Here is a 25,408-nt window from a genome sequence, read left to right as displayed (position 1 = left end):
TTCCGCTCCTTGTAAAGATCGCCGTCGTGGCATGTGGGGCGGCCGCCCCACATGCCACGACGGCGATCTTTACAAGGAGCGGAACACCGTTGAGCGGCTCATCAACAAGTTGAAGGCCTGGCGGGGCATCGCCACTCGATACGACAAGACGCCCGAGAGCTACCTCGCCGGCCTCCACCTCCGTGCCTCGATGATCTGGATCAACGACCTCCTGAAGGCAACTGGCTGATCACAACATCACACACACCCTAGTGCGTTGACCGCTACGTGCGCCGGGTGGGTTGATCACGCGGCGGTTGGGTGGGGTCGGCCTCAGCGGTGCTGGCGTTCGGATCGGACCCGGGGGCGTTTGCGGCGCTGGGCCTCCAGCACGCTGGGCGGTGGCGGTTGCGCCAGCGGAGGTCGGCGTGCAGGTTGCGAGCGAGCGTGAGGTGGTTGGGCGGTTCGCTGTTGCCCAGGACGAAGCCGCGCAGCGGCCCGAAGTGCGGTTCGATGGGTTGGCCAGGACGCCTGGGTCGGGGTGGAGCACAGCTCGGTCTTGTGCCGGGCAGCCCAGGCGCGGTGGCCTGCTCAGTCTGCGCGACTGGCACGAGCGGTCCCCTGACGAGCCTTTCAGACGTCTTCTCGCAGCACACGGGGTGGTGCCCCGTCATGCGCCAGTGGCTCAGCCCCACCCGGACAGGTTTCGTTCAAGCCTGGAAAGGTCCGACTTGGCCTCGGATACTGCCTGCTCGGCGGTGACCGAGCGAGATGCGCTGCGGATCTCGCCGGCCCTCCTGTCGATCCACTTCCGCTTCCCGTCCCTCTCGCCGTCACGAAAGCCTGCCCGGCCGCAGCAGGTCCCGCCCAGCCCGCCGAGACTGCCTTCATTCCCCGCACGGAGGTCGCCGTACTGCGACGCCACCTCCCGAGCGGCTTTGCGGGCCGAGGCATACGCGGGCTGTTCCTCGCACGAGCCGGTGTGACTCGGTTGGGGAGGGCCGTACTTCGGCAGACCCATCATCCTCCGGTCGTACTCAGGCACTTCGGCTCCGAGCGCCCGGTCGATCGCCATGGGGTAGCCGTCGCCCACCTCGTTCCTGACCCACCATTCGGCATCGGTGAGCCGGTTCAGAGCCTCCCGCACTCCCGGTGGGATCCGGTTGCCCCACCGTGTGCCCACCAGCCCGGCTCTGATCCTGGTCGCCTTGCGTCGGGTCCGCTCGGTGCCGCCGGTCATCGGGGGCAGGGGGGTCAGCTCGGCAAGCGCGGTGTTGAGCCGGTCCCTGTTGTCGATCCACCACTTGGCGCCGGTCAGGCGGCTCAGCAACGCCCAGTAGGACTCGTCCATCGTCGTCCGCCACGAGCCGCCCCACCGTGCTTGGACATATCGGTCCCGGATGTCTGTGGCCCATGCTCGCTGCCGTGGGCTTCCGCTGCTTAGGATGCGCACGATCTCGGCCATGGGGCGGGCACGTTCTCGTCGAGCAGCAGTTACAAGCGACGACCTGCCGGGGCTCGCTGCTGCCATAGCTGTCGACGTACTCGCTGAAGTCGGCGGCGTCCCGGGCGGCCTCGGCCGTCATGCCTGGGTAGAACTCACTGATCTGGTCCGGTGGGATGCCGTCTCTTACGAGGGCAGCGACATCTGACGCCGGGATCCTGGTGCCTTGGATGACCGGTTCGCCGCCTCGGACCGACTCGTCGACCGCGACGTGCTCACGGGGGGTGAGCAGAGCGGGAATGCTGCGGCCGTCCTTGTAGAAAGGAGCGAGAACATCCACCATCTGGTGGATGACCACGTTGCCCCCTTGATCAGGTCCACGGCGTGGTCGGGCTCGGCCAGATAGATGGTGTCCGGGCCCGCGACGAGTTTGTACGAGGAGAGGTGCTCCCACTCGCCGAGAGCTTCCCGGAGGGTGTTCAAAGCGCGGCGGACCTTCTGCAACGAAGCCTCTTCGCGCAGCTGCACACAGATGCGGAGTGCGACACCTCGCGGAACGAGTAGAGGATCGGCCTCTCGGTGGAGATCTCGGGCACGAGCACGGCGCCCTTGGGCCCAGAAGCTCGGCGCCAGTGGGACAGCTGGCGCAGCGTCGCGCCGGAAAGAGCCGCGGCGAGTTTGGGTTCGTAGGACACCGCGCGCGCCTCCTTCCGCCCCTGTCGACACGAGCCTGTACCCCATTCTCCTGGAAGCCACTCGGCGCAGAAGCCGAAGGGCCCATTGAGGGGCCTGGCACACGTCCGTGGCATTTTCGGCCACTCACCGGCGGCACCCGGCTGCGCCGCGTAACCTCACGGACATGGGGGCATCAGCATCCGGTGCACGTCAGGACGCCGACGAGGAGGCGCGGCGGCGGCTGGACGCGTACACGTACCTCAGCGCACCCGAGCGGCTGGAGCACGTAGCGATCATGCGGGTTTTCTGCGGCACGCTGCTGGCGGATCTTGCCGTCCCGGACGTCATGGCGAAACTGCGCCAGGCTGGTGGTTCCGCCGCAGGGCTCGACGCCGACACCCTCACCGTCCGGCTGGAACAGCTGGTGCAGTGGGGAAACCTGCTGCGCAGCAGCCACACGGTGAAGGCATCCAGCATCAGCGAGTACCAGCGTTCCCGCTCGCGCTACCAGCTGTCGAAACTGGGCGAACGCATCCAGCGGGACGCGGACGGGGTCCTGGCCGAGGCCGACGCCGCCCGCGAGGTGAGCAACGAACTGCTGGCCCTGGTCGAGCGCGGGCTGCGGGAGCTGGCCGGCCTCGTGACCGCGCCGGGCGGCATCGAGCCGCAGGACGGACTGGAGCGGATCAGCACGCTGTTCGTGCAGTTCACCGAGTTCGCGGACTCCATACGCGACTTCTACGCCTACCTCGGCCAGGTGCTGTCCCGCTACGACCTGGACAGCGCCGAGTACCAGGGCTTCAAGGAACTGCTCCTGGACTACGTGGAGGCGATCACCGAAGACGTGGCCTTCCGCGCACCTCGGATATCGGCGGCGTTGGACACCCTGTGGCCGCACATCCCGACTCTGCTGAACCGGCTGGACGCCCACGCCCAGGGGCTCACCGGGCTGTCGGCGCAGGGCGAAGGCCGCCTGGAGGTCCGGGTACAGCGCAGCCGGGGCCGCGAGCTCGCGGACTGGGAGGGACTGCGCGGCTGGTTCAGCGACACCGACGGCCAGGGCAGCCAGGTCGACCAGCTACGGGATGCCACCCTGCGCGCGTTGCAGTCGCTGCTCGCCAACGCCAAGCGGATGCTGCGGTCGGCCACCGGGGAGATGTCCCGGCGCAAGGATCTACTGCGGCTCGCCCGCTGGTTCGAGGAGGCGGCGCCGCAGGATGCCCACGACATGGCCGTCGCCGCCTTTGGTCTCTACGGCGCCCGCCATCTGGGCATACCCCCTGCCACCGACGAGGTGGTGCCCGCCTACACGAGCTGGTGGACCGGTCCGGTGGTCGAGGTGCCGGTGGCCCTGCGCGAAAGGGGCAGCCGTGCCCAGCGGGGTCGGCCCTCCGCGGTGGAGGATCACTCCGCACAGAAGGGCCGGCTGCGGGAGGCCGCCCGGCAGCGGGCGGCGGCCAGGGCAGCGGCGGCGGACGAACTGCGCAGCGCGTCGGGTCGGTTCGCCGACGTACGACTCACCTCGGCAGGGCTCGGGCTGCTCCTGGAGCTGCTGGCCACGGCGCTCGGAAACGCACAGCTCAGGAGGCGCACAGGCACGGACGGGGAGGGGACGGCCGGCTTCGACCTGGACTCGGCGAGCAGCGAGGACGCCGAACTGGGCATCCGACTCACCGTGCGCCGAACGGCGGGCTCCCGGACGGTGCTGTACTCGGCCGACGGTGACCTGCTGCTGGACGACTTGGAGCTGGACATCGGTCGTATCTCGGTGGCGGCCGACGGTGAAGCGGAGGCGGAGGTGAGCGTGTCATGACCCTTCCCTCGACTCACGACGTGGCCCTGGCCGCCGAGCGTCGTACGGCCGCAAGGCTGCTGCTCGCCCATCCCCTGGTCGCGTCCGACGGTCCGCATGCCGACCTCTTCCCTCTGATCCGCAGGCACGCCGACTGGCTGGGCAAACGGTTCCAGCAGGTGCTCGGCTACCGCCTGCTAGTCGACAGCTCCTTCGCCCGGCTGTTCAAGGCGGGGCTGGGGGCGGGATCGGGTCACCGGCTGGAGCGCTCCACCGGCACGCCCTTCACCCCGCACACGTACGCCTGTCTCGCGCTGGCCCTGTCCGTGCTGGTGACCGCGCCCGAGCAGGTGCTGCTGTCGCACCTGGTCGCCGACATCAGGGCCGCTGCCGCCGACGCGGGGATCGAGCTGGAGGAGACGGGCCGGGCGGCCGGGAAGCGGACGCTGGTAGCGGCTCTGCGCCAGCTTGTCGAGTGGGGCGTCCTCATCGAGACCGAGGGCCAGGTGGCCGCGATCGCGCAGGAGGCGGGCGGGGAGGCCCTGATCACGGTGGACCGGGAGCTGGCACGCGTGGTCGTCGCCGGCCCGCTCGCACAGGCCCGGGATGGCGCCGACCTGGTCCGGCGGGCAGCGGACCCGGGGTTCAGCGGGCCGCGAACCTACGTGCGCCGGATGCTCGTCGAGACACCTGTCGTCCACCTCGACGAGCTGACCGACGCCGAGCGTGACTGGCTGCGCACCCGGCAGCGCCGGGAGGCCCAGGCTTTCTCGGAACTCCTGGGTCTGGAGATGGAGATCCGCGCCGAGGGCGTGGCGCTGGTGGATCCCGAGGAGGAGCTGACGGATCTGCATCTGCCGGGCACCGGGACCGTCGCACAGGCCGCGTTGCTGCTGGTGGAACGGCTCGTGGAGCGGCTTCGGCCGCAGGAACCGGGGCATCCGGCGACCGGCGGGACGCTCGTCATCGGGGTGACTGTCCCGGACGGCCTGGTGGACGAGGTGCTCGCCGAGCTCATCGCCGAGTACGGGCAGCGCAGCAACTGGCAGCGCGGCTACCTGGATGACCTCCCCGCCATGAGAGAGGCCGTGCTGGACCTGCTGGTCCGCATGCGGCTGATGGCCCGCGCCGGGCGACTGCGCGCCGAGGGCGAAGGGCTGCCGGAGGGGTACGTGGAGGAGGCGCCAGAAGGACGTACGGTGACCGATGTCCATGGCGCACGGCCCAGTGGCGACGGCTGGGTGCTGCTGGCCGCGGCAGCGCGCTACGCCACCCTCGTGACCGTGCGCCCGGCTGCCAAAGCTCGCCAAGGAACCGATGTGCAAGAGGAGTTGCCGCTTTGACCACCGACGCGCGTGGCCTCGTTCCGCTGCCGCGTTCCGACGCCGCGACAACCGCTGCCCCCGCGACGAGCACCGGCATCCGTTTCCGGCTGTACCGGGCGGGCATCCAGAACGTCTGGCAGTACGACGCTCAGGAGTTCTCCTTCGGCGACGGACGGCTGCTGCTGCGCGGCAAGAACGGCGCGGGCAAGTCCAAGGCCCTGGAGATGCTGCTCCCGTATCTCCTGGACGGCGATTCCCGGGCCTTGGACGCCACCGGCACCGGCCGCACCACGCTCCCCTGGCTGATGCTGGACGGGTTCGAGCAGACCAACCGTCTCGGGTACCTGTGGGTGGAGTTCCGGAGCACGACCGACGACGGCAGCCACCGTTTCCTGACGCTCGGTGTCGCCATCCGTGCCTCGAAGTCGACGCAGAAGGCGCTGCCGACGTTCTTCGTCACCCCCCTGCGGGTCGGTGAGGACCTGCACCTGGTCGAGGGCGGAAAGCCGCTGCCGGTCGACCGGCTCAAGGAGATCGTCGGCTCCGACAACACGACCGAGCGTGCGGTCGTGCATCGCTCCCGTGTGGCCCGGGACCTGTTCGGCATCACCGACGCGACGCGCTACCGCAACCTCACCCAGCTCCTCCACCGACTGCGGCGCCCCACGGTCGGGGACCGCATCGAGCACGGGGGCCTGGCCTCCCTGCTCAGCGAGACCCTGCCGGGGCTCGACGAAGATGTGGTCGAGAAGGTGGCGCGCAACCTCCACGACCTCGACGCCGTACGGGACGAACTCGGCCGCCTGGAACGCACCGACACGGCCTTGCGCACGTTCCTCGCCAGTTACCGCGGCTACCTGGCCGGAGTCCTGCGCGCCTCCGCGCAGCGAGTCAGCCACGAGCTGGGCGTCCTCGCGCAGCGGCGCCGGGCGGCTGGAGACGCCGCGCAGCGGACGAGCGACCTGCGGACGCAGGAGGAGGAGTCGGAGGGCCGGCTGGAGACCCTGCGCGAGGAGGAACAGACAGCCAGGACCGACCTGGCCGCCCTGCACGCCAGTCACGCCTACCGCAGCCTGCGTGAACTGTCGGAACGCCGCGGCACGGTGGAGGCATTGCACACCGCCGCCGTGGCCGCCTTCGCCACCCTGCGCAACGCACACGACGCGGAGGAGAGCACAGCGGAGCGGCTGGCCGAAGGGGTCGAACACCTCGGCAGCCGGCTGGCCGAACTGGGAACCGAACACCGGGAGTTGCTGACGCAGGCGGAGAAGGCCGGGCTTCCCACCGGCCATCTCGGCGAGGCGGTGGCCCTGCCACGCACGGTCCTGGCCCAGGCCACCGAGACGGAGCTGACGACTCCGGACGGGGAGACGCGCACCGTACCGCACCGGTCGGTGGCCCGCGTGGACACGGCGACGGCGCGGGAAGGACTGCGGTCCTGGCAGGGCCAGTTGGAGGATGCCGAGGCAGTCGCGCGATACCGGGCCCGGATGGTTCAGGAGGTGACCCGCCTCATCTCTCGGGCGGACGAGGCCCGCGCCGGGGCGGCTCAGGCCGATGCCGAGCGGGAACGGCTGGAGGGCGAGGCGGAAGAGGCCGCCGGCCGTCTCGACATCAGCCGCCAGAAGGTCGCCGAAGAGAGCGGCACCTATGCGGGCCGTGTCACCGAGTGGGCGGCGCACACGCGGAGCGTACTGGGGCCCGACTGCCCGCCGTTGGACGCCGTCCATGCCACGGTCGGCCATGAGACCTCCGCCGACGCGCCGTTCGCGGACCGCACCCTGCCGCCCGACATCGACAGCCAGGCGTGGCGAACCGCGCAGGCCGCGCTGGAACCGTACGGCGAGAAACTCACCGAACGCCGGGACGCACTGGCGCTCAGCGTCGGCCGACTCGACGAAGAACTCGACCGCCTGGCGGAGCAGAAGCGGGACTGGGAGCAACGTACCGATCCTGAGCCGCCGGCCCCGCACCATCGTGTCGCCGCGAGGACGACAGGCAGTGGTGCGCCCTTCTACCGGCTCGTGGACTTCGCGGACGGCCTGGCGCCGGCCGACCGGGCCGGTCTCGAAGGAGCGCTGGAAGCGAGCGGAATCCTGGACGCGTGGGTAACCGCGGACGGAGTCCTTCTCGACCCTCGCGCCCGGGACACCCTGCTCCAGCCCGGTCCCGCGCTGTCCGCTGGACCGACTCTCGCCTCGGCCCTGCGCCCGGCCCCGGAACCGGGTTGCGGGGTCACGTCCGAGCAGGTAGGACGTCTACTCGCCACCATCGCACTCGCACCCGCACAGGAAACATCGGCTCACAACGCGGTGTTCTACGACGGCAGTTGGCATCTGGGCGTGCTCAGCGGCCGTCAGAACAAGGGCGACACCGAGTACGTGGGAGCCGCCGTACGCGCCGAGACCCGCCGGCGGATCCTGGCCGAGCTGGAGGAGCGGATCGCGCATACGGAACAGCGGCTGGCCAGCGTCCGCGAGGAACTCGCCGAAGCCGATGCCATGCGCCGGGCTCTCACGCTCGCGGTACGGGACTTCCCCAGGGCACGGAATCTCGCGGACGCCTGGAGCAGGACCGAATCAGCGGAAAGGGCACTGCGTGACCTGACCGCCAAGGTAACCCGGGCGGCACGGCTGGCCGAGGAGGCCCGCGCTCTTGCGGTATCGGCGCGTGCCAAGGCGGATGCCACCGCGACCGCCCACGACCTGCCAGGCGACCCCGATGCCCTGGACCGCGTACGCACCGCACTGGCTGCCCTGCTGAGCGGTATCGGGCATATCCGCAGGGCCGTCGGCGGCACGGGCGAGCGGCTCGGCGCGCATCAGACGGATGCCGAACGGTACGAACGTGCCCGCGAGGATCGCCTGGCCGCGGAAGAGAGCTACCGGGACCACCTCACCGGACTGCGCACCGCTGAGCAGGACCTGCGGACCCGCGAGGAGGCCATCGGGTCGTCCGAGGAGGAGATCCTCACCCGCGAACAGAAGACCAAACACTGCATCGCGAACGCCGTTCATGCCCTCCCGGCGGCACAGCGCGCCCGCGACGACCTTCACGACCAGCGCGTGCGCGCGGAAGAGGACGAGAAACGCCTGCGCGGAACTTTGGCGGACCAGGAGACGGCAGTCATCGACACCGGCAGCGCTCTTCGCGGTGCTCTCGGCCGACCTGAGGTGGTGCTCGGTGCTGGCCTTGACCGGTCCTCGCTGCCTGAATACGTGTCGGACGATCCCGGTGCGGACGTCCGCAGCCGTCTGCGAGCGCTGCGGGCCCTCGCCGACGCCGTGGAGCAGGCTCTCGGCCGTCCGAAGGACGAGGTGTCGGACAGCGCCCTGCTCATCCGGCACACAGCGCTGCGCGACCAACTGGCCGGCGGGTTCGACGCGCAGCTGGAGGAACGCGACGGGATCAAGGTGTGCCGTCTGGTCGACGACCACGGCTCCCATGACGTCGCGGCCGTGGGCGAGCGGATCGCGGTCCAGGCCGCGGAGGCCAGGGGACGGCTCACCGAGCGCGAGCGCGAGGTTTTCCAGCGATTCCTGACCGGCGAGCTCGGTGACCACCTCTCGGCACAGGTCATCACCGCGGCGAACCTGGTCGCGGCTCTCAACGACACCCTGCGGACCGTGCGCACCTCCCACGGTCTCGGCGTCGAGCTGCTGTGGAAGCTGGACGAAGACGTGGACGCGGACGTCCGGGCAGCCGTGGACCTGCTGCACAGTCCGTCGAGCCTCCGGACGCGCGAGGAGACCGAGCAGCTCCGCGAAGTCCTGCAACGCCGGATCGAGGACGTCCGACGCGCCGATCCTTCAGCCGGTTACGCCGCCCATCTGCGGACCGCGCTGGACTACCGCGACTGGTTCCGCTTCCACACCTTCGTGGTGGAGGACGCCGCTCCGGGCCGCCGTAGGAAACTGACCGGCCGGACCGGTCTCAGCCAGGGCGAACAACGTGTCCTCTCTTACCTCGTGCTCTTCGCCGCAGCAGCCTCCCACTTCACCAGCCTCGCCGAATCGGCGCCGCACGCGCCACGACTGATCCTCCTGGACGACGCCTTCGCCAAGGTCGACGAACCCACCCACGGCCGACTGGGCCGTATCCTCGTCGACCTCGATCTCGACTTCGTCCTCACCAGCGAGCGGCTCATGGGCAACTGGCCCGAGGTTCCGTCCCTGCACATCTACGAGTGCCTCCGCGATCCCCACGTGCGAGGCGTGGCCACCCTGCACTACACCTGGAACGGCCGCCACCGGCGCCTGGTGTCCGTGTGAGCGCACTGCCCTCCGCGACACGCGAATGGCTGACGGGCCCCGGGCTCACCCGGCTCTGGGAGAGCGTCCGCAAACGCCTGGAGAGCAACGGCGTACAGGCCACCGGCTCCCTGCGGCTCACCGCGATCAACCCCCAGGAACGCAACGACCTGTCGCTCCTCCTGGGCAAAGCCCTCACCGGTGCAGCTGTGACGGTACGGCTCGACGTGCTCGACGCACGGCTGCGGGCCTCGGCCGCCGGACTCGGGCTCAGGCAGACCCTGGAGGAACTCGGCCCGCCCCTAACCGACCGCCGTGCCGCCCGCTCGTACGCGACGGCACGGCGGGAACAGGTGTGGTCGTCCCTCGCGTCCTCCCTGGACGCCTCCCCGCTCGCCAGCCAGGAATGGCCCCGGCAGTGGTACGACCTGTTGCGCCGGGCCGGCGTTCCGAGAGGCGTGACGCCCGAAACAGCGGTATGGACACTCCAGCAGGCGGTCCAGGTCCTCACCACCCTCCTCGGACCCGAGCGCCTCGGCACACTGGGCCGAGGTGAACTCGCCGCCATGGCGACCGGCTCCGCGCACGGCCTGGACGACGGCACCTGGCTCGCACGCCTCGTCCAACGTGGTGTCGCCCTCGCCCATGGCACCGAGTTCCCCGACGACGCGGCCGGCCGACGTGCTCTGTGGCGGCTGGTGTCCGTCACGCCGGACGAGGTCTCCAGCACGGTGCTGACCTACGGGCTGCGCCCCGACGGCGAAGGCTGGCAGGAGCGCGCCCTGCGGGAGCGTGCCGACCATCACGCCGAGGCCCACCTCACGCCGCGCGACCTGCACTCCCTGCGGCTGCAACTGCCCGCCGGAACGCTCATCCACATCTGTGAGAATCCGCGCGTGGTGGAAGCAGCGGCGGACGCAGCCTGCGTCCGGCCCCTCGTGTGCACCTCCGGCAGCGCCGCCACGGTGGTCTTCACGCTTCTCGACGCCCTCGCCGCCACGGGCTGCCACTTCGCGTACCACGGCGACTTCGACTGGCCGGGGATCGCTCTGGCCAACCGGGTCATCCGCCGTTACGGAGCCCGGCCCTGGCGCATGGGCACCGCGGACTACGAGCACCTGGCCGCTCGCAGTCAGGCTGAGGGCATCCCTCGACTGGCCCTCGACGGCCAGCCGGTCAGTGCGGACTGGGATCCGGATCTCGCTCCTGCCATGACCGCCCTCGGCATAGCGCTCCACGAGGAAGCCACCCTTGACCCCTTGGTGGCCGACCTGTCACGCCAGACGTAGAGACATAGGCGCCGTGCCGAACTCCGGGAGCCAACCTGCTCCGCCCCCTCCAGACCCGTATGTCCGTAACCGCTCGCGATGTCAGTCCCTTTCGGCATGATTGACGCCCACACCTGGTATACCACCGTGCCCGGGTGGGTCCGATCAGAGGCCAGAGGCGCGGTGTCGGAGATTGGAGTCCGATGGCCGCGGCGGAATCACGTACGTCCCTCCCTTTCGATTTCCTGCGTACGGTCATCGCACAGGCGTCCGACGACTCCCCGCCCACGCGCATGGCTGTCGAGGCGATACGCACGGCATCCCAGGGCACGGACCGGGACGGCCTGCTCATGGCCCTGCTTACGGGACCGCTCGCGCAGTCGGCGCCCGAGTGGCTGTTGGCCACGGCGGTGGAGAGCGACCTGAATCGCGAACCGCAGCCGTACATGACGACCGACCGCATGGAGTTGGCCCGCGTCGCCCTGTCGCACCCCGCCTGCCCGGACGCATACAGGGCACGGTTTCTTCGGGAGTGCACTGAGGCGCAACTCGGTGGGCTTGGCCGGAGAGAGGGTGGGGCAGCGCTCATCCGCGCCGTCGTTGCCGAGCTCCACCGCCGCTCGACAACGGGTCTGACCATCACCCCCGAGCTGCTGACGACTCCGACGCCCGCCCAGCTCGTACTCAGTGAACACGGCCTGCACGAGGACGTGTTCGTCGCAGCGCTCGACTGCCTCCCGTTCGGGCCGGACAAGCATGACGGCGAGGAAGACGTCGAGGCGTGGATGGAGCGCCACCGTGCCGCATCCGACGCATGGGACAACATGTGGTCCGGCATCCTCCGGGCGCAGACGGAGCATCACCGCCCCCTGCTGGCCTGGTCCGCGCGGCACCCCGCCGCCGATCGCGTGGTGCGCGAGCACCTGCTGAGCTCCTTGCCGTGGCACGTCGAACCGGCATTGTTGGAGGAAGTCGCCGCACACGACCTGGAGTACTTCGGTCGAGCGGTCCTCCTCACCCGGGTCTCCCGGTCCTGCCGGGACGGGCTGACGCCCGCGCAGGCACGGGAGCGCTACGCCGACGAGCTGGCGGCTGCGTCCCAGGAGGAGCGGGACTACGTGGAGCGATTCCTCGACGAGGAGATGCAGTCCGGGTACCTCCAGACCATGGCCTGCCGCTCCGCTGTCGCCTGGGTGGAGCGCGCAGGCAGGCAAACCTGGCGGTTCCTCCTCAACCCCGGCGAGGCCCGGCGTCTCGGACGGCCCCGGGAACGGGAATGGCTGGCGTCCGAAGAACTCGTCGCCGCCCTCGGCACCCGGTTCGCGACCATCTCCCTTACTGCCTTGAGCCTCTGGGAGCCGGACCCCGATTCGCGCTATCCGGTCGTGCGTGATCTCGGCTGGTTGCACGCACTCCTCGTACATCTCCCCGAAGTCCCGGACGAGGCGCGGCAGAAAGCGCGTCTCGTGGTGCAGGACACCCGGCGGGCCCTGTCCGCCCGGTCCGGTGCGCACGGCTACTCCTCCTCCGGCCATTCCGCGTGGGAGGAGAACCGACGGGCCAATGAACTGATCGCCACCATCATGCCGCTCGTCACCGATCCCGTCCCCGCCTTGCCGGGCCGACGCACGGCCTCCCTCGGCGACCCGCAGGGCATCGGGTTCAAGAAGCTGGCCGACGCCGACGAGGACGTTCTCGTCGCCTACCTCGACCGACATATGGGCAATGACACGCTCATCGAGGAGGCCCTGCTCTGCTTTGCCGCCCGCTCCTACCGGAAGTCCCTCACCTTCGACGACGTACTGGCCCGCCACTCCGCCCCCCAGCAGACACTGCTCGATCTCACGCTGCACCTGCGTAGGCGCCTGGGCGGCGGACCCGACCTTCGTGGGAGCTGGGCCGAGATCATATTGGCCCGGCCCGAGTGCCCTGCAGAGTTGCTCCGACTGCTACCTGCCTGGTCAGCACTGAAGGCCCGCGGCCCGCATTACGACACCACTCATCCCGCAGTCGCCGCCTACGTCACCAAGGCGCTCGGAGACAGCGACGCGGCGTGGCAGCGGTTCGCGGCGAGTCCCATGTCGCACGCCGGCCCGAGCGCCTGGCATCGGCTCGGTGACCTCCTCGACGCGGCAGTCAAGGGGACCGCGTGGCCGACGCCTCCGCCGGCACGATGACAGCAGACACGTCGCTCAGTCTCAGTCTCGTGAATCTGATCCCCAAGCGCCTCGCCAAGTACATAGAGAACATCACTGGCAGGGTTCGGACGAGTGGCTCCTCGGGGAGCCATCTGGGAGCCGATCCGCTCCCCAAGCCCCTTCGAGGCCACCCGAGACCACGACACCCGACGCTCTGAACAGGTAAAACGCCATCCGCGCTGGCAAGATCACCAACCAAACCTCATTCGGGACGAAGAGGTCGTGGGTTCAAATCCCGCCACCCCGACAGTGGAAAAGCACGTCAGGGGCCTGATCCAGTGAATGGATCAGGCCCCTGACGGTTTTCTGGAGATCATTTCCGGTGTGCCGCTACGTCGACGCTCCCGTCACTATGCCCAGCAGTGTGAGCGTGAAGAAGATCATGCTCCAGGCCAGTGCGTGGCGTATGCAGCGATATTTGGTCCAGGCGGTCTGGGACAGGGTCGCCAGTTGGGTCAGGTCCCGGGACACGGGGTCGGTGTGGCGGAGCGTTCGGTCAAGGTGGGTGACCGACATCGCCAGCCTCGCGTCGCCGAAGTAGTGGGTGCGGGAGCGGTGGGGGGTTCCGAGCCGTGGGGTCACGGCAAGACCGAGCAGGACGAGTGCCGGTACGCAGGCGGCGCAGCCCGTCCAGAGGAGAAGCTGCGGAACGACCGGGTACTGTCGCGGGGCGATGACGCCGCTGCCGATCGCGCCGAGCAGGGCGGTCAGGGACGCGCCCAGGGACGCCAGGATGAGACCGGCCTTGTTGTCGGCTTTCACGAGCTCCTCACGAGCCTCGGACAGCAGGACCCTGGCGAGTTCCGCGCCGCGGTCGGTTGCGGTGCCGGCGTCGTCTCCGGGTGTGGTCATACCTCCCCCTCCTTGCCGTCGGTGTCGGGCGGCCGCCCCGGCGTGCGGGGCGGCCGTGGTGCTGTGTTCCTGGTGCGGGCGGGTGCGTCAGACCGTCGACGAGCGGCGGATCTCGTCCTCCAGCGCGTTCACCGCCTGCCGGACCCGGATGTTCATCGCTGCCGTGTGTTCCCGGGCCGCCGCCTCCGACTCGGCGCGGTGGCGCCGGACCTCCTGCTCGATGGCGTCCTGGGCGATCTCGAGGTTCGCCATGGCCCGGCGCTCGGTGAGGCGCACCTCCTCGCCGTGGATCTTGACCGCGCTGTTGCTCTCGCTGGTGAGCATCCGGTCGTACGCGGTATCGCCGCTGAGGTATTTCACCAGCACGGGGAGCATGTCGAGGAGTACGAACAGCAGGCGGACCAGCCAGATGCCCACGAACAGCACCGCGTTGCCGCTCGCGAGTTCATCGAGCGCCCTGATCCGTTCCAGGACACCGATCTCCTTCTGCTTGGCTCGCTCCTCGTCCAGCCGCCGCTCGATGCCGTCGGCCCGGGCCTTGAGGAACTCTCCGCGTGACGAGGTCAGCTCGGCCTCGATCTCCGAGATGCGGCTGTTCATGCCGACGAGTCGCTTCTCGTTCTCACTCGTGCGGTGGGTGGTCCGGTAGTCATGCGCCTTGTCGCGCAGGCGTAGGCACTCGGACGTCCGCTGGTAGAGGCCGGTCGCGGCTATGCGGATCAGTCGGCGGCACTCGTCCCGTACCTCGGAGTCGATGGCCTCCAACCGGGTGGTGTCCCGGTCGACCCGCTTCTCCAGGGCGGCGGCGTCCGAGCGCAAGGCGTCCAGTTCCTCGCCCCGTTCGCCGGGCGTCGCGTCGAAGGAGAGAACGTACGTCCTGTCACAGCCCTTCGGCGTGACGGGCTGCGTCGTGGACGGTACCGGGTTGCAGCGGACCAGGTTCGTGCGCAACCGGTCGACGGCGTCCGTACGTTCGTCCGCGACGCGCTCCTCGATGGCCGTCTGGAAGATGCGCAGCACCAGCGGCTCGGCGATCACCACCCCGAGCATCAGCGCGATGAGCAGGCGGGTGAGGAGAGGGCCGGCCCGTCGCCGGGCGTTCGGCTGGGGAGTCACCAGCCAGCGGTCGAGGTTGAGTACGAACAGCATCCAGATGACCGTCGGGACCAGGGCCACGAAGGAGACCTTGCCGAGCGCCTCGGTCGCGAAGTTCCACATGGAGAACGCCGCTATGACGGAGGTGCCGAGCACCACCCCGCCGAGGGCCGTGTACTTGCTCCGCTCGTACTTGACCCTGGCCAGCAGTTCCTCGTCGACACCGGTGAGGGCGCGCAACCGTCGTGCGGCGTCGAAGTCGAAGGGGCGGCGGGTGGTGCGGGCGGCGGGCTCGCCCCCCGTGGTGCGGGCGGCTGCCCGGCCGTTCGAGGTACGAGGGGCAGCCCCGTCGCCAGTCCCGTCGCCGGCCCCCTGGCCGTCCGTCGTGCCGGCCCCCTGGCCGTCCGTCGTGCCGGCCCCCTGGCCGTCCGTCGTGCCGGCCCCTTGGCCGTCCGTCGTGCCGGCGGCCGTCATATGGTTCGTCAGGAAGTCAGTCAACGAGATCGTCCTCGTCCGTGACGAAACCACCCTGCGCGTCGCGCGTCCCCTCCCGGCCCACTGCCGTGCGGCCGGGGCGTGCCTCTCCCGACTCGACCATGCGGCCGGTGTCGGTGGCGGCTCCGATGCCGGGCGTGGCCTGGCCGCCCGTCTCGCGCAGGACCTGTTCCAGGACCTGGTGGTAGTCGACGTACTCGCTGCCGCCCATCTGCCGCAGCAGCGTCAGCAGCATGTCGCGGCGCATCTGTGCCTCCGCCGTCTCCCGCGCCTGCGCGTGGGCCCGCTCCGACGTCTCGGCCGTGTGGCGGCGCTTCGACTCCTCGTCGGTGATCCGGTGGATGCGGGCCGCCACCTCGGTGACGTCCATCTCCTTCCGGGCGATACCGAAGGCGTCCACGTGGTCGGAACCCTGGGAGAGCAGTTCCGCGATCCGTCTGGCGTCCTCGGTCTCGAAGTCGCGCTGGCCGCGTTGGAGTTCCCAGGCACGCCGCTCGTCGCGCAGCTTCTGCTCCCAGTCCCGCAGGTCGTCCGACGCGTGCACCTCGGCGCTGACGAACTCCACGCTCATGCCCGCGACACGCGGCGGCACGATCGCGCTGTAGGCGGTCATGCGATGACTTGCCTCGGTGCGCACCGCGTTGACCTCCTCCACGCGGTGCCCGGCGCTCACCCTCGGCAGGTCGCTGTCGCCCATCAGGTAGGCGCGCAGGGGAACGGTGACGTCGATGATGCCCTGCCGGGCGATGACGGTCGGGTCGGTCACCTGGCAGGTGAAGGAGGCCCGCATCGTGAAGTTGTCCGCCTCGCTCATCGACGGCAGGGGACGATCCACATCGACGAGGCGCGCCCGGGTGTCGACCAGGCTGACGGAGGAGGCGTCGAGCACGTCGGGGTGGGACGGGTCGAACACCATCCCCTCGGGGAACGTGCGGTAGTTCCCGCCGACCCTGAAGACGTAGGCCGCTCCGGGCGGCAGCGGCGGTACGTCCTCGCGGCGGCGACGCCGAGACCACCAGGTGCCCTGCACCGTGGCCAGTATGTGCTCGGCGATGACCGGGTAGTTCACTTGCTTCGACCTCCAGGAGCGGAAGGGACGGGGGCGGTGGATATGAGGGACGCGGTGGAGCGCCGGGGATCGGCCGGTGCCCGGCCGCGCAGTGATCCGAGGAGCACCTGCGCCAGTCGGCGGGCGCCGGGGATCGCGTAGTCGGGGTGCTTCAGGGCGATGGACAGGTGGTGGCAGAGGGCTGCCCACTGGCGCGCGCTCATGGCGTTCCGCATGGCCTCGCCGAGTTCGCGTACGGCGCCGGTGACGGACGGGTCGTCGCGGAGCTGCACCAGCGTGCGGCACAGCGCGCTGACCGCCCTGCTCCGGTTGCTGCTGTGCAGGACGTCCGCCCACAGTGACCCGAGCTGGCGGGCGCTGTCCGGAACGGTACGCAGGAGTGCCGCGGTGACGGGCTCGGGGGCCTCCAGCCGGGTGGCCTCCAGCAGTTGGACGGCGGTTCGCAGCGCGATCGACCGCTCCCGGGACCGGGGCGTCGTCCTGGCGATCACTGTCCGTACGTACCGGAGGATGAAGAGGACGCGTTCGGGGTCCTGTTCGGCGGTCTGGAGCAGCAGGACCAGGGAACGCCGGGCCGAGAACGCGACCCGCTCCCCGCGCTGCGCCAGGAGCCAGAGCCCGTTGAGCGCGTCCAGGCGGTAGAGGGAACCCAGGCGGCCCGTCAGCGCCATGGCCGCCGTCACGGCACGGCCCTGGCCGCTGTTGTCCGTCCAGCTCAGGACGATGTTCAGGGCCTGCGAGGCGAGATGCTCCGCGTCGCACATGAACTGGAGCGTCAGCGCGGCGGTCACCCGCTGGCTGGTGATGCCCTCGGACCACACCGTCAGCAGGTTCTCGTCGACCTCGACCAGCGCGTACCGTGCCAGGAGCGCGACGCCCCGGGCCACCTCCGTCCGGGTGTCGAGGTCGCCCCGCAGGGCCAGCTCGCCCAGCCACTGACGCAGCGGGTACCAGAGCTCGTAGCCGTACAGGTCGTGCAGCTCCGCGATGACGAGCTCGCGGACGCGCGGCGAGGTGAAGACCAGGCGCCGTTCGCTGCGGCCGGCGTCCCGGCCCGGACCCGGACGGTGTTCGGTGGTCACGAGCCCCACCGCCCGCTCCTTCCACCGGGCCCTGGACTGCTGGGCCACCGCGCCGCCCGACGGGGTCCTGGCCTCGTCGTCCGGCTCCGCGACCGGCGTCTCGCCGCTCTGCTCCCAGTTGCGCACATGGGCGGCGAGCGCGGCGCACTCCTTCTCGAACGTCCGCTCCGGGACGCCCTCCAGGAAGGCCAGCGCCGCGAGCGGGAGCAGGTCGCCCGCGGACGGCTGCCCGCGGAACCACTCCTGGACCCGCTCCCGGTACCGGTCCCGCAGCGTGTCCAGCGCCTTCTCCGCGCCTTCCTGGGACAGGGCCACGGCAGCCGCGACGACGTCCGCCGGCCGCCGCTGCTCGCCGACCCGCTCCAGCAGCTCCTGCTCGATGTCCGGCGTGAGGCCGGCGGACGGCGTGAGGCCGGCGGACGGCGTGAGGCCGGCGGACGGCAGCTTCTCCCGGCAGTGATCGAACAGCTCCACGGGGTCCGGGGCCTGCCACGGCACACAGCGGTCCCGCAGCGCCAGCCGCCGACGGGTCGTGTCGCCCGCCGTGATCACCAGGTACGAGCCCTTGCGGTGCAGTTCCTCGCTCAGCCGCCTGATCTCATACGCCTGCACGGCCTGGTCGGGCAGTTCACCGACGTAGTCGAGGATGACGTAGCCCCGGCCCGGCTTGAGGTCCCGTGATGCCGCCAGCTCGGCGAGGGCGTTGGCGGGCGACAGGCTGCGCAGCCTGGCCTGCTCGCCCAGGACGTCCCTGAGCAGGGCGAGGGAACCCGCGCCCCGGCCGCAGCCGTCCGGACCGGTCAGGACCACGAGACCGTCCGCGCGCAGCTTGCCCAGCGCCTCGTCGAAGCAGGGCTGCGGGGGCAGGTAGAACCGCAGTGCCCGGTCCGCCTCCGCGGGCTCGATGGTGCCGGGAGCGAGGCCCGGGGACGAGGCGGCACCGAAGCCGAACGCCGCCCCGGCGGCGTCCACGACGCCGTAGAAGTTGTTGTTGACGAGCTGGTGGACGCGGCGGAGGTCGTCGTAGCCGCGGTCGTCCTCCTCCCGTTCGTCCGGCTCCGCGCGCCGCTCGGGGGCCTTGTCCGGGCCCCTGTCCTCGTCCCCGGCCTGCGGCGCGTCTCCGCCGTCCCCCGGCACGGGCGGCTCGGCGGCCTGGTCGGGCGCGGGGACGGGCGGCGGTACGTCCAGCCCGTCGTCCGGGGCCGTGTCGTCAGCCACCGGCGCTCCCGAAGCCGAAGACGGCACCACGGGCGTCCACCGGGCCGGCGATGTTGGTGACGTTGATGTTGTCGCCCCGGTAGTCGTTGCTGATCCCCGCCCCGCCCGCGGCGGCCGGCTCCGGCCGGTCCGCCGCGGGCTCCCCCGGCACCGGGGCCGCGTGCTTCCCCCGCTGCGCGGCCCCGGGCTCACGCGAGGCCGCGGCCGGTGCGCCGAGCGCGGGCACCCACAGCCAGGCCGTGGCCTCGTACTCCTTCACCTGGACGGTGACGCGGGTGAAGTCCTCGGTGGTCAGGGTCGTGTGGCCGCCCGCCACCGTGGACCGGAAGACGTCGTCGGACAGCAGCAGCACCAGGTCGGCGTCGGGGTGGGCGGCCAGGGCGTCGTAGAGCGGACGCGCGTTCAGCAGGCGCGCCGTGGCCACCACGGCCGTGCCGGCGAAGCCGTTGTCGGCCAGCTGTACCAGTCCCTGGTGGACGACGGCCCGCAGCCGCATCCGGGCCTCGGGAACTCGCTGGGCGTTGTACTCGCGCAGCTCGGCGACGAGATGGCGGACATAGTCGTCGACCAGGCGCGGTTCCTTGCCGTCGACGGGCCGGACCGCCAGCTGCTCGTCGCCCTTGCGCTGGATGTGCCACTGCGCGCGGTCCAGTCCGGCGCCTCTGGCGGCACGGTCGAGGAGCCTCGGCAGATCGTGCTGGATTTCGGACTGCCTACGGTCGTTCTTGCCTCCGTAGGACTGTGCGTCCACGGCTATGCATGTGCAGGGATGGAAGTCAGGCCACGCAGCCACCCGGTCATTCCTCTCTGGGCAGTCGATGGGCAGACACTGCCCACGAATGTGCTGCCCGAGAGGCTAGGAGAGAGTGCTGGAAGTGATTCCGTATCAGTACGGGTTGTCCGCAACGACTTTGGCGAATTCGAGCAACTTCGGAACGTCACAGATGGTCAGTTTTCGGTAACTGCGCTCCACCAGTCCCTGCGCTGTCAGTGCGGCCAGGCTCTTTTCGGCCGTGTTGAGCTTCAGACCCGCCAGCGACGCGAGTTCCTTCTGGGTGAGCGTCACACCGAGGTCGCACCGCCTGCCGTCGCCGTCCGGCACGGGCTGGGCGTAGGCCTGGCACAGCTCGGCCAGGACCCGGGCCAGCCGGGTCAGCGAGTCGTAGGCCTGGAAATCGACCCGGCGCCGGTTGGCCCAGCGCAGCCGGGCGCACAGCATCTGCAGGATGGCCCGCATGGCGTCCGGGTGCCGGGTGAGGAAGGTCTCCAGCGCCCGCACCTGGATGATCCGCGCGGTCACGTCACTGCACGCGACCACCGTGCCGGACCTGGGCCGCTCCTCGAAGGCCGCCATCTCGCCCACCAGGTCGCCCGCTATCCGAACGGCGAGCAGCATGTCGTAGCCGCTCTCCGCGCTGGCGACGACCTTCACCACACCACTCGTGAGCAGCAGGACGTGCCGGCTCTCGTCGCCCTGCTGCAGCAGGGCGCGATGCGGCGGATAGGCGATCGGGGTGCCCTGCCCCAGGAGTTCTTCGCGTGTCGTGTTCCGCAGCCGGCCAAGAAAGGTGGACGGCGGCCACACGTGATTCACCAGCACCCCCGACGATCTCACTCCGCGGCACAGCGCGCCGTTCAAGCGTCTGACCATGCTGCCGCCGAGCCGTGCCCGGGCAAACAGGCAGGACGGGATGTGGCCTGTTTTCTAGCTTCCCAGCCGGAATTGACCGAACGGGCGTTCCTTGCGAGAACACGGTTCGGCTTCGATACCGGTGAGTCAATGAAGTGGCCTTTTGTGGCGGGCTTCATGTGCGGCCGTCCGGCGCGACCGGTCCCGTGCCCGGTGTGGTGCCATGGCCCCTATGGGCGCGGAGCGGGTGCTGATACTTCATCAGGGGGACGGTGAGGTCGCGCCCGATCCCTTGGCCCGTACGGGCACGTACGCATACGAGCTGTCCGGCGGGCGGGCGGTCGTGGCCGTGGTGGTGTGGGCGGACGAGGTCAACGCCTGGGTACGGCGGGTCGTCCCCCAGCACATGGCCAGGGTCCAGGCCACCGGCATGACCCTGACGCGGCGGCCGGGGTGGCAGCGGCCGGCGGGCGAGGACGCGCCGGCGTTCGTCGCCGCGGCCCGGGACGGGGACGGGCGGCGGTTTCGGTGACGACGTGCACGTGGTCGTGAGCCTCCTGCCCAGCACGAAGCCGCGGCGGATGCGGCGGCTCCTGCCCGGCGGTTACATCCAGTGGGTGGACGGCGTGGTCCGCCGCGCCGGCGCGGCACTCGGCCGTGTCGATGTCGCGCACTGGCTCGTGTGCGTGGACGGACCGGCGCGCGTAATGCACCTCGCCTCTCTCTCCGCCGACCGGAACGTGATGGCTTTGCTGCCGTGGGAGTTGCTGTCCCGTGCCGAGAAGCGCGGGGGAAGGAAGAGGACGTAGTGGGTGGCGGGTGGGTGTACGACCTTGACGCCCTGGATCAGCGACGGTGTTCCCGCGTCATCGACAGGGTGTCCATGTCGGCCGCTAGGACAGGACCCCCGCCAGCGTCCCCGCCAGCGTGAGGGTGAGGAAGACCGCGCCCCAGGCCATCGCCCGGCGTATGCAGCGGTACTTGGTCCATGCCGTGCGGGACAGGATCTCCAGCTGGGTCGCGTCGCCGGAAGAGGAGGGCTGGGAGGGGCGCCGGGGGGATACGGCCAGACCGAGGAGGACCAGGGACGGGGCGCAGGCGGCGCAGCCGGCCCATACCAGCAGCTGGGGGATCACGGCGTACTGGCCGGGTGCGATGAGGCCGCCGGCGATCGCCCCGAGCAGGGCGGTCAGGGCCGCGCCCAGGGTCGCCAGCGTCAGTCCGGCCTTGCTGTCGGCCTTCGCGAGTTGGTCGCGGGCCTCGGTCAGGAGGTCCCGGGTGAGTTCCGCCGCGCGGTCGGTCTGCGTCCCGGTTCCCCTCACCGTCCCGGTCTCGCCGCTCGGTGTGGTCATACCTCCCCCTCGCTGATCAGCGGCATTCCCGAGTACCCGGAAGTCGCTCCTCTAGTACGCGAGTACGCGGAGTACGCGGGTTCAGTTGTTCCATGTCTCGTCGTACGGGTCGGCCGGTGCCGGTACCGGTCTGGCTCTGGTGACGTCGAGGTACGGGATCGGGCCGTCGTTGACCGGGTCCTTGGTCCGGCGGGGGGTGTACCGGCCGGTGATCTCCAGCCAGGTGTCGGGGCTCAGGACCGGGGGGACGTTGCCGGTCAGGGCGATCTTGACCGGCTGGGCGTCCGCGGCGCAGCAGTTGAGGCCCATGCGGACCAGGTAGGGGGCGCCCGACCGGTCCAGGGTGACGAAGCCGGTGATCTTCAGCTCGCGGTCGCGGAGGGAGCGGCCGTCGTCGTAGACCGCGCGGCCGGCGTAGTCGGCCACGCCGAGACGGAGGGGCTCGCCCGCGGGGAGGTCCGGGAAACCGAAGGGCTTCGTCAGGGCCGTGCCCGTGTGCGCCGCGCTGTAGGAGCCCAGGGCGGGCGGGGCGACCAGGATCAGGGCGAGGACGGGGAGGGCGAGGAGCCAGGAGATGCGGGGCTCGTGGTGGTGGTGCTGTCGCGCGGGTGCGTGGCGGCGTTCGTACCAGAGCGTCGCCGCGGCCGTCATGATCAGCACCACGCCCGCCAGCAGGACCAGCGGGCGCAGGCCCGCCTTGACGTAGCGCAGGTACAGGTCGGTCAGGCCGGCGTGCAGGAGCGTCGCGCCGAGCAGGAAGAGGAGGGCCGTCTGGGCCAGGCGGTTCACAGCAGGACCATTCCGGTCAGGGCCGACACGACGACGGCCAGGGCGAACGTCGCCGGGGCGAAGCGCAGGGCGAAGGCACGGCCGAAGGTGCCCGCCTGCATCGCGAAGAGCTTCAGATCGATCATCGGCCCCACGACCAGGAACGTCAGACGGGCCGTCAGCGAGAACTGCGTCAGGGACGCCGCCACGAACGCGTCCGCCTCCGAGCAGATGGACAGCAGGACGGCGAGCACCGCGAGGGCCAGCACCGAGAGCACCGGATGCCCGGCCGCCACGCGCAGCCACTCCTCCGGCACCACCGCCTTCAGCGTCGCCGCGGCCATCGCACCGACCACCAGGAAACCGCCGGCGTGCATCACGTCGTGGCGCACCGAGCCCCAGAAGGCCGCCCCCCTGCCCCGGCCCTCGTACGACGGTCTGTCGGGCGGGCGCAGCCAGTCCGTGCGGCCGAGGCGGTGCCAGAGCCAGCCCATCACGCAGGCCACCAGCAGGCTCGCGACGAAGCGGGCCAGGACCATCTCCGGGTTGCCGGGGAAGGCCACGGCCGTCGCCGTCAGGACGATCGGGTTGATGGCGGGCGCCGAGAGGAGGAACGCCAGCGCCGCCGCCGGTGTGACCCCCCGGCGGACCAGCGCCCCGGCCACCGGTACCGAGGCGCACTCGCAGCCCGGCAGCACGACACCCGCCACGCTCGCGACCGGGACCGCCAGGGCAGGGCGCTTCGGCAGGGCCCGGGCGAAGAAGGACGGCGGCACGAACACCGCGATCGCCGCCGACAGCAGCACACCGAGCACCAGGAACGGCAGCGCCTGGACCATGACCGCGACGAACACCGTCATCCAGCTCTGCATCACGGGTGCGGACAGGGCCCCGCGGATCGGGTCCTGGAGCATCACCGCCGTGAGCAGCAGGAGGGTGAGCAGGAGGGGGGAGTTGAGGTGGCGGGCGTCGTCCGGGCTCGTGCCCTTGTCCGCGACCGGTCGGGCGGTCTCGTTCCCGGCCGTCTCGTCGGTCTCCTGCGGGGCGGGTCTGGTGGTGGCCACGGGCCCGGTACCTCCGGTCGTGCGCACGGGCATTGCCTCCCCTTCTGTACGGCCGGGCCACGTCGGGTGTTCAGCCATCGCGGTTCCCTTCTGGAACCAGCCGTCCCGGTGAGGCAGTCTTCTCCCTTGTGGGGAGCGTTCCGAACCAGGGTCTGCCAGGTGGTCCGGCCACGCACATGATCGTGTGCGGGGACGACGGGCTCGCGCACCGGCTGGCCGCCGAACTCCGTGGTGTGTACGGCGAACAGGTCACGCTCGTGGTGCCGCCCTCGGTGCGCCGGGTGCGGCAGCCGGTGGTCGGACGCGCCCGGGCCGCCTCGGCGGCCCTGCTCGACCGGGTCAGCGCTGCCGTCAACCGGACGGGCGCGGGCGGCGCCGAACCGGCCGCGAACGAGCAGGTCGTGGAGGCCACCGAGGTCACCGAGGCCGTGCTCACCGAGGTGGGCGCCGACCGGGCGGCGGCCCTGGCGCTCGTGTACGACGACGACGAGACCAATATCCGCGCCGCGCTCACCGCCCGTCGGCTCAACCCCCGCCTCAGGCTCGTACTCCGTCTGTACAACCGGCGGTTGGGCCAGCACATCGAGGAACTGCTCGACCAGACGGCGGCGGTGGCCTCCGGCACGGGGCCCGGAACGGCAGGGCTGGACGCGTCGACGACCGTGCTGTCCGACGCCGACACGGCCGCGCCCGCGCTGGCCGCCACCGCCCTCGTCGGGACCAGCAAGGTCGTCCAGACGGAAGGGCTCGTCCTGCGTGCCGTGGAGCGGCAGCCGCCGCGGCCGGGCGAGGTGGCCGACCCCGGCCTGTGCACCCTGGCGCTGCTGTCCGCGACGAGCAACGACCCGGCCGGCGCGGACGGTTCCGAGGGCAGCGGGGAGCAGGGGCCGCGACTGCTGCCGGACGAGGCGGCGGTGGCGGCGGCGACCGGGCGCGGGACCGTCGTCCTGGAGCAGGTGTCGTACTCCGGGCCGTCCCTGTCCTCCGGGCGGGGCGGTGTGCCGCCGTTCGCCTCGCTGTTCTCACGCCGGCTGCGGTGGTCGCTGGCCGGGCTGGTGGGGTGTGTGCTCGCGCTCGCCGTCGCGTTGATGTTCGTGACCGGGGAGCATCCGCTGTACGCCACGTACGTCACGCTCCTCGACCTGTTCGGCATCAACGACCCCGCGTACCACAAGTCGACCGAGCGGCAGGTCCTGCAACTGCTGTCCGGACTGGTCGGGTTGCTGCTGCTGCCGGTGCTGCTGGCCGCGGTGCTGGAGGCACTGGGCACGTTCCGCAGCGCCTCCGCGCTGCGCAAGCCGCCGCGGGGGCTCGGCGGGCATGTGGTGCTGCTAGGGCTCGGCAAGATCGGGACGCGGGTGCTGACGCGGCTGCGGGAGCTGCACATTCCCGTGGTGTGCGTCGAGTCCGATCCGGAGGCCAGGGGGATGGCCACGGCGCGGCGGCTGCGGGTGCCGGTGGTGCTCGGGGACGTCACGCAGGAGGGGGTGCTGGAGGCCGCGAAGATCCATCGGGCGCATGCGTTGCTGGCGTTGACCAGTGCGGACACGACGAATCTGGAGGCCTCGTTGTACGCGCGGTCCGTGCGGCCCGATCTGCGGGTGGTGTTGCGGCTGTACGACGACGACTTCGCGACCGCGGTGTACCGGACGCTGCGGGCCGCGCATCCGTTCGCCCTTACGCGGAGCCGGAGTGTGTCGCATCTGGCCGCGCCCGCGTTCGCCGGGGCGATGATGGGGCGGCAGATTCTGGGGGCGATTCCGGTGGAGCGGCGGGTGTTGCTGTTCGCGGAGGTGGAGGTGTCCGGGCATCCGCAGTTGGAGGGGCGGACGGTGGGGGAGGCGTTCCGGGC

18 protein-coding genes and 2 pseudogenes are annotated in these 25,408 nt (G+C 70.8%); 9 read left to right on the top strand and 11 right to left on the bottom strand.

The window, feature by feature from the left end:
* Positions 1-229: pseudogene (locus CA983_RS16960) on the top strand (hypothetical protein); the annotation flags it as partial.
* Positions 230-664: 435 nt separating this feature from the next.
* Here the strand turns inward: CA983_RS16960 and CA983_RS47910 are convergent.
* Positions 665-1,444, bottom strand: coding sequence for a hypothetical protein (locus CA983_RS47910; protein ID WP_244206946.1), 780 nt, complete (start codon positions 1,442-1,444; stop codon positions 665-667).
* Positions 1,445-1,589: 145 nt separating this feature from the next.
* Positions 1,590-1,766, bottom strand: a pseudogene (locus CA983_RS47905) (DUF433 domain-containing protein); the annotation flags it as partial.
* A 516-nt stretch (positions 1,767-2,282) separates the two neighbouring features.
* Between CA983_RS47905 and CA983_RS16945 the strand changes: the two are divergent.
* From CA983_RS16945 to CA983_RS16925, 5 genes are all read left to right on the top strand, one after another.
* Entirely contained in the window at positions 2,283-3,911 is a 1,629-nt protein-coding gene (locus CA983_RS16945) for a TIGR02677 family protein (protein ID WP_086601738.1), read from the top strand.
* Entirely contained in the window at positions 3,908-5,233 is a 1,326-nt protein-coding gene (locus tag CA983_RS16940; RefSeq protein ID WP_086601737.1) for a TIGR02678 family protein, read from the top strand. The genes CA983_RS16945 and CA983_RS16940 overlap by 4 nt, the downstream gene beginning before the upstream one ends.
* The gene (locus tag CA983_RS16935) at positions 5,230-9,486 is read left to right on the top strand and encodes a TIGR02680 family protein (protein WP_086601736.1); all 4,257 of its coding nucleotides are present in this window, start codon (positions 5,230-5,232) and stop codon (positions 9,484-9,486) included. The genes CA983_RS16940 and CA983_RS16935 overlap by 4 nt, the downstream gene beginning before the upstream one ends.
* Positions 9,483-10,754, top strand: a complete 1,272-nt coding sequence (locus CA983_RS16930; protein WP_244206944.1) for a TIGR02679 family protein — start codon at positions 9,483-9,485, stop codon at positions 10,752-10,754. The genes CA983_RS16935 and CA983_RS16930 overlap by 4 nt, the downstream gene beginning before the upstream one ends.
* Positions 10,755-11,026: 272 nt before the next feature.
* On the top strand, positions 11,027-12,910 hold the full coding sequence (locus CA983_RS16925) for a hypothetical protein (RefSeq protein WP_143645501.1): 1,884 nt from the start codon (positions 11,027-11,029) through the stop codon (positions 12,908-12,910).
* A 351-nt stretch (positions 12,911-13,261) separates the two neighbouring features.
* On the opposite strand, the gene CA983_RS16920 is transcribed toward CA983_RS16925, so the two are convergent.
* From CA983_RS16920 to CA983_RS16895, 6 genes are all read right to left on the bottom strand, one after another.
* A complete protein-coding gene (locus CA983_RS16920) occupies positions 13,262-13,783 on the bottom strand; it encodes a Pycsar system effector family protein (RefSeq protein WP_086601734.1) in 522 nt (173 codons plus the stop codon).
* Positions 13,784-13,870: 87 nt separating this feature from the next.
* Positions 13,871-15,376 carry a DUF4407 domain-containing protein gene (locus CA983_RS16915; RefSeq protein WP_086601733.1) on the bottom strand — a complete coding sequence of 502 codons (1,506 nt, stop codon included), beginning with the start codon at positions 15,374-15,376 and terminating at the stop codon, positions 13,871-13,873.
* Positions 15,369-16,442 (bottom strand): hypothetical protein, encoded by a 1,074-nt coding sequence (locus CA983_RS16910; protein WP_086601732.1) that lies wholly within the window; start codon positions 16,440-16,442, stop codon positions 15,369-15,371. Before CA983_RS16910 ends, CA983_RS16915 begins: the two co-directional genes overlap by 8 nt.
* Complete coding sequence (locus CA983_RS16905) at positions 16,439-18,742, bottom strand: hypothetical protein (protein WP_086601731.1); 2,304 nt, start codon at positions 18,740-18,742, stop codon at positions 16,439-16,441. The genes CA983_RS16910 and CA983_RS16905 overlap by 4 nt, the downstream gene beginning before the upstream one ends.
* Positions 18,735-19,493, bottom strand: coding sequence for a hypothetical protein (locus CA983_RS16900; protein WP_244206942.1), 759 nt, complete (start codon positions 19,491-19,493; stop codon positions 18,735-18,737). Before CA983_RS16900 ends, CA983_RS16905 begins: the two co-directional genes overlap by 8 nt.
* Before the next feature lie 135 nt (positions 19,494-19,628).
* Positions 19,629-20,342: a Crp/Fnr family transcriptional regulator gene (locus tag CA983_RS16895; protein WP_244206940.1), complete on the bottom strand. Its 714-nt coding sequence runs from the start codon at positions 20,340-20,342 to the stop codon at positions 19,629-19,631.
* 262 nt (positions 20,343-20,604) lie between these two features.
* Between CA983_RS16895 and CA983_RS16890 the strand changes: the two genes are divergently transcribed.
* Both CA983_RS16890 and CA983_RS16885 read left to right on the top strand, forming a co-directional pair.
* Entirely contained in the window at positions 20,605-20,904 is a 300-nt protein-coding gene (locus CA983_RS16890; RefSeq protein WP_143645500.1) for a hypothetical protein, read from the top strand.
* A gap of 4 nt (positions 20,905-20,908) precedes the next feature.
* Positions 20,909-21,181: a hypothetical protein gene (locus tag CA983_RS16885; RefSeq protein ID WP_086601728.1), complete on the top strand. Its 273-nt coding sequence runs from the start codon at positions 20,909-20,911 to the stop codon at positions 21,179-21,181.
* An 84-nt stretch (positions 21,182-21,265) separates the two neighbouring features.
* Here the strand turns inward: CA983_RS16885 and CA983_RS16880 are convergent, their stop codons facing one another.
* The 3 genes from CA983_RS16880 to CA983_RS16870 form a co-directional block, all read right to left on the bottom strand.
* Positions 21,266-21,724 (bottom strand): Pycsar system effector family protein, encoded by a 459-nt coding sequence (locus CA983_RS16880; protein WP_086601727.1) that lies wholly within the window; start codon positions 21,722-21,724, stop codon positions 21,266-21,268.
* 81 nt (positions 21,725-21,805) lie between these two features.
* Positions 21,806-22,513 carry a TIGR03943 family putative permease subunit gene (locus CA983_RS16875; protein ID WP_086601726.1) on the bottom strand — a complete coding sequence of 236 codons (708 nt, stop codon included), beginning with the start codon at positions 22,511-22,513 and terminating at the stop codon, positions 21,806-21,808.
* Positions 22,510-23,589 (bottom strand): permease, encoded by a 1,080-nt coding sequence (locus tag CA983_RS16870; RefSeq protein WP_086601725.1) that lies wholly within the window; start codon positions 23,587-23,589, stop codon positions 22,510-22,512. The genes CA983_RS16875 and CA983_RS16870 overlap by 4 nt, the downstream gene beginning before the upstream one ends.
* Positions 23,590-23,732: 143 nt before the next feature.
* On the opposite strand from CA983_RS16870, the gene CA983_RS16865 reads away from it, so the two are divergent.
* On the top strand, positions 23,733-25,408 hold a 1,676-nt coding region (locus CA983_RS16865; RefSeq protein ID WP_086601724.1), incomplete at its 3' end, for a potassium channel family protein.

This window comes from Streptomyces swartbergensis (assembly GCF_002148965.1).
Lineage (GTDB): Bacteria > Actinomycetota > Actinomycetes > Streptomycetales > Streptomycetaceae > Streptomyces > Streptomyces swartbergensis.
Note: the sequence above shows the minus strand (reverse complement) of the source record. Positions and strands in the feature narration are given on the sequence as shown.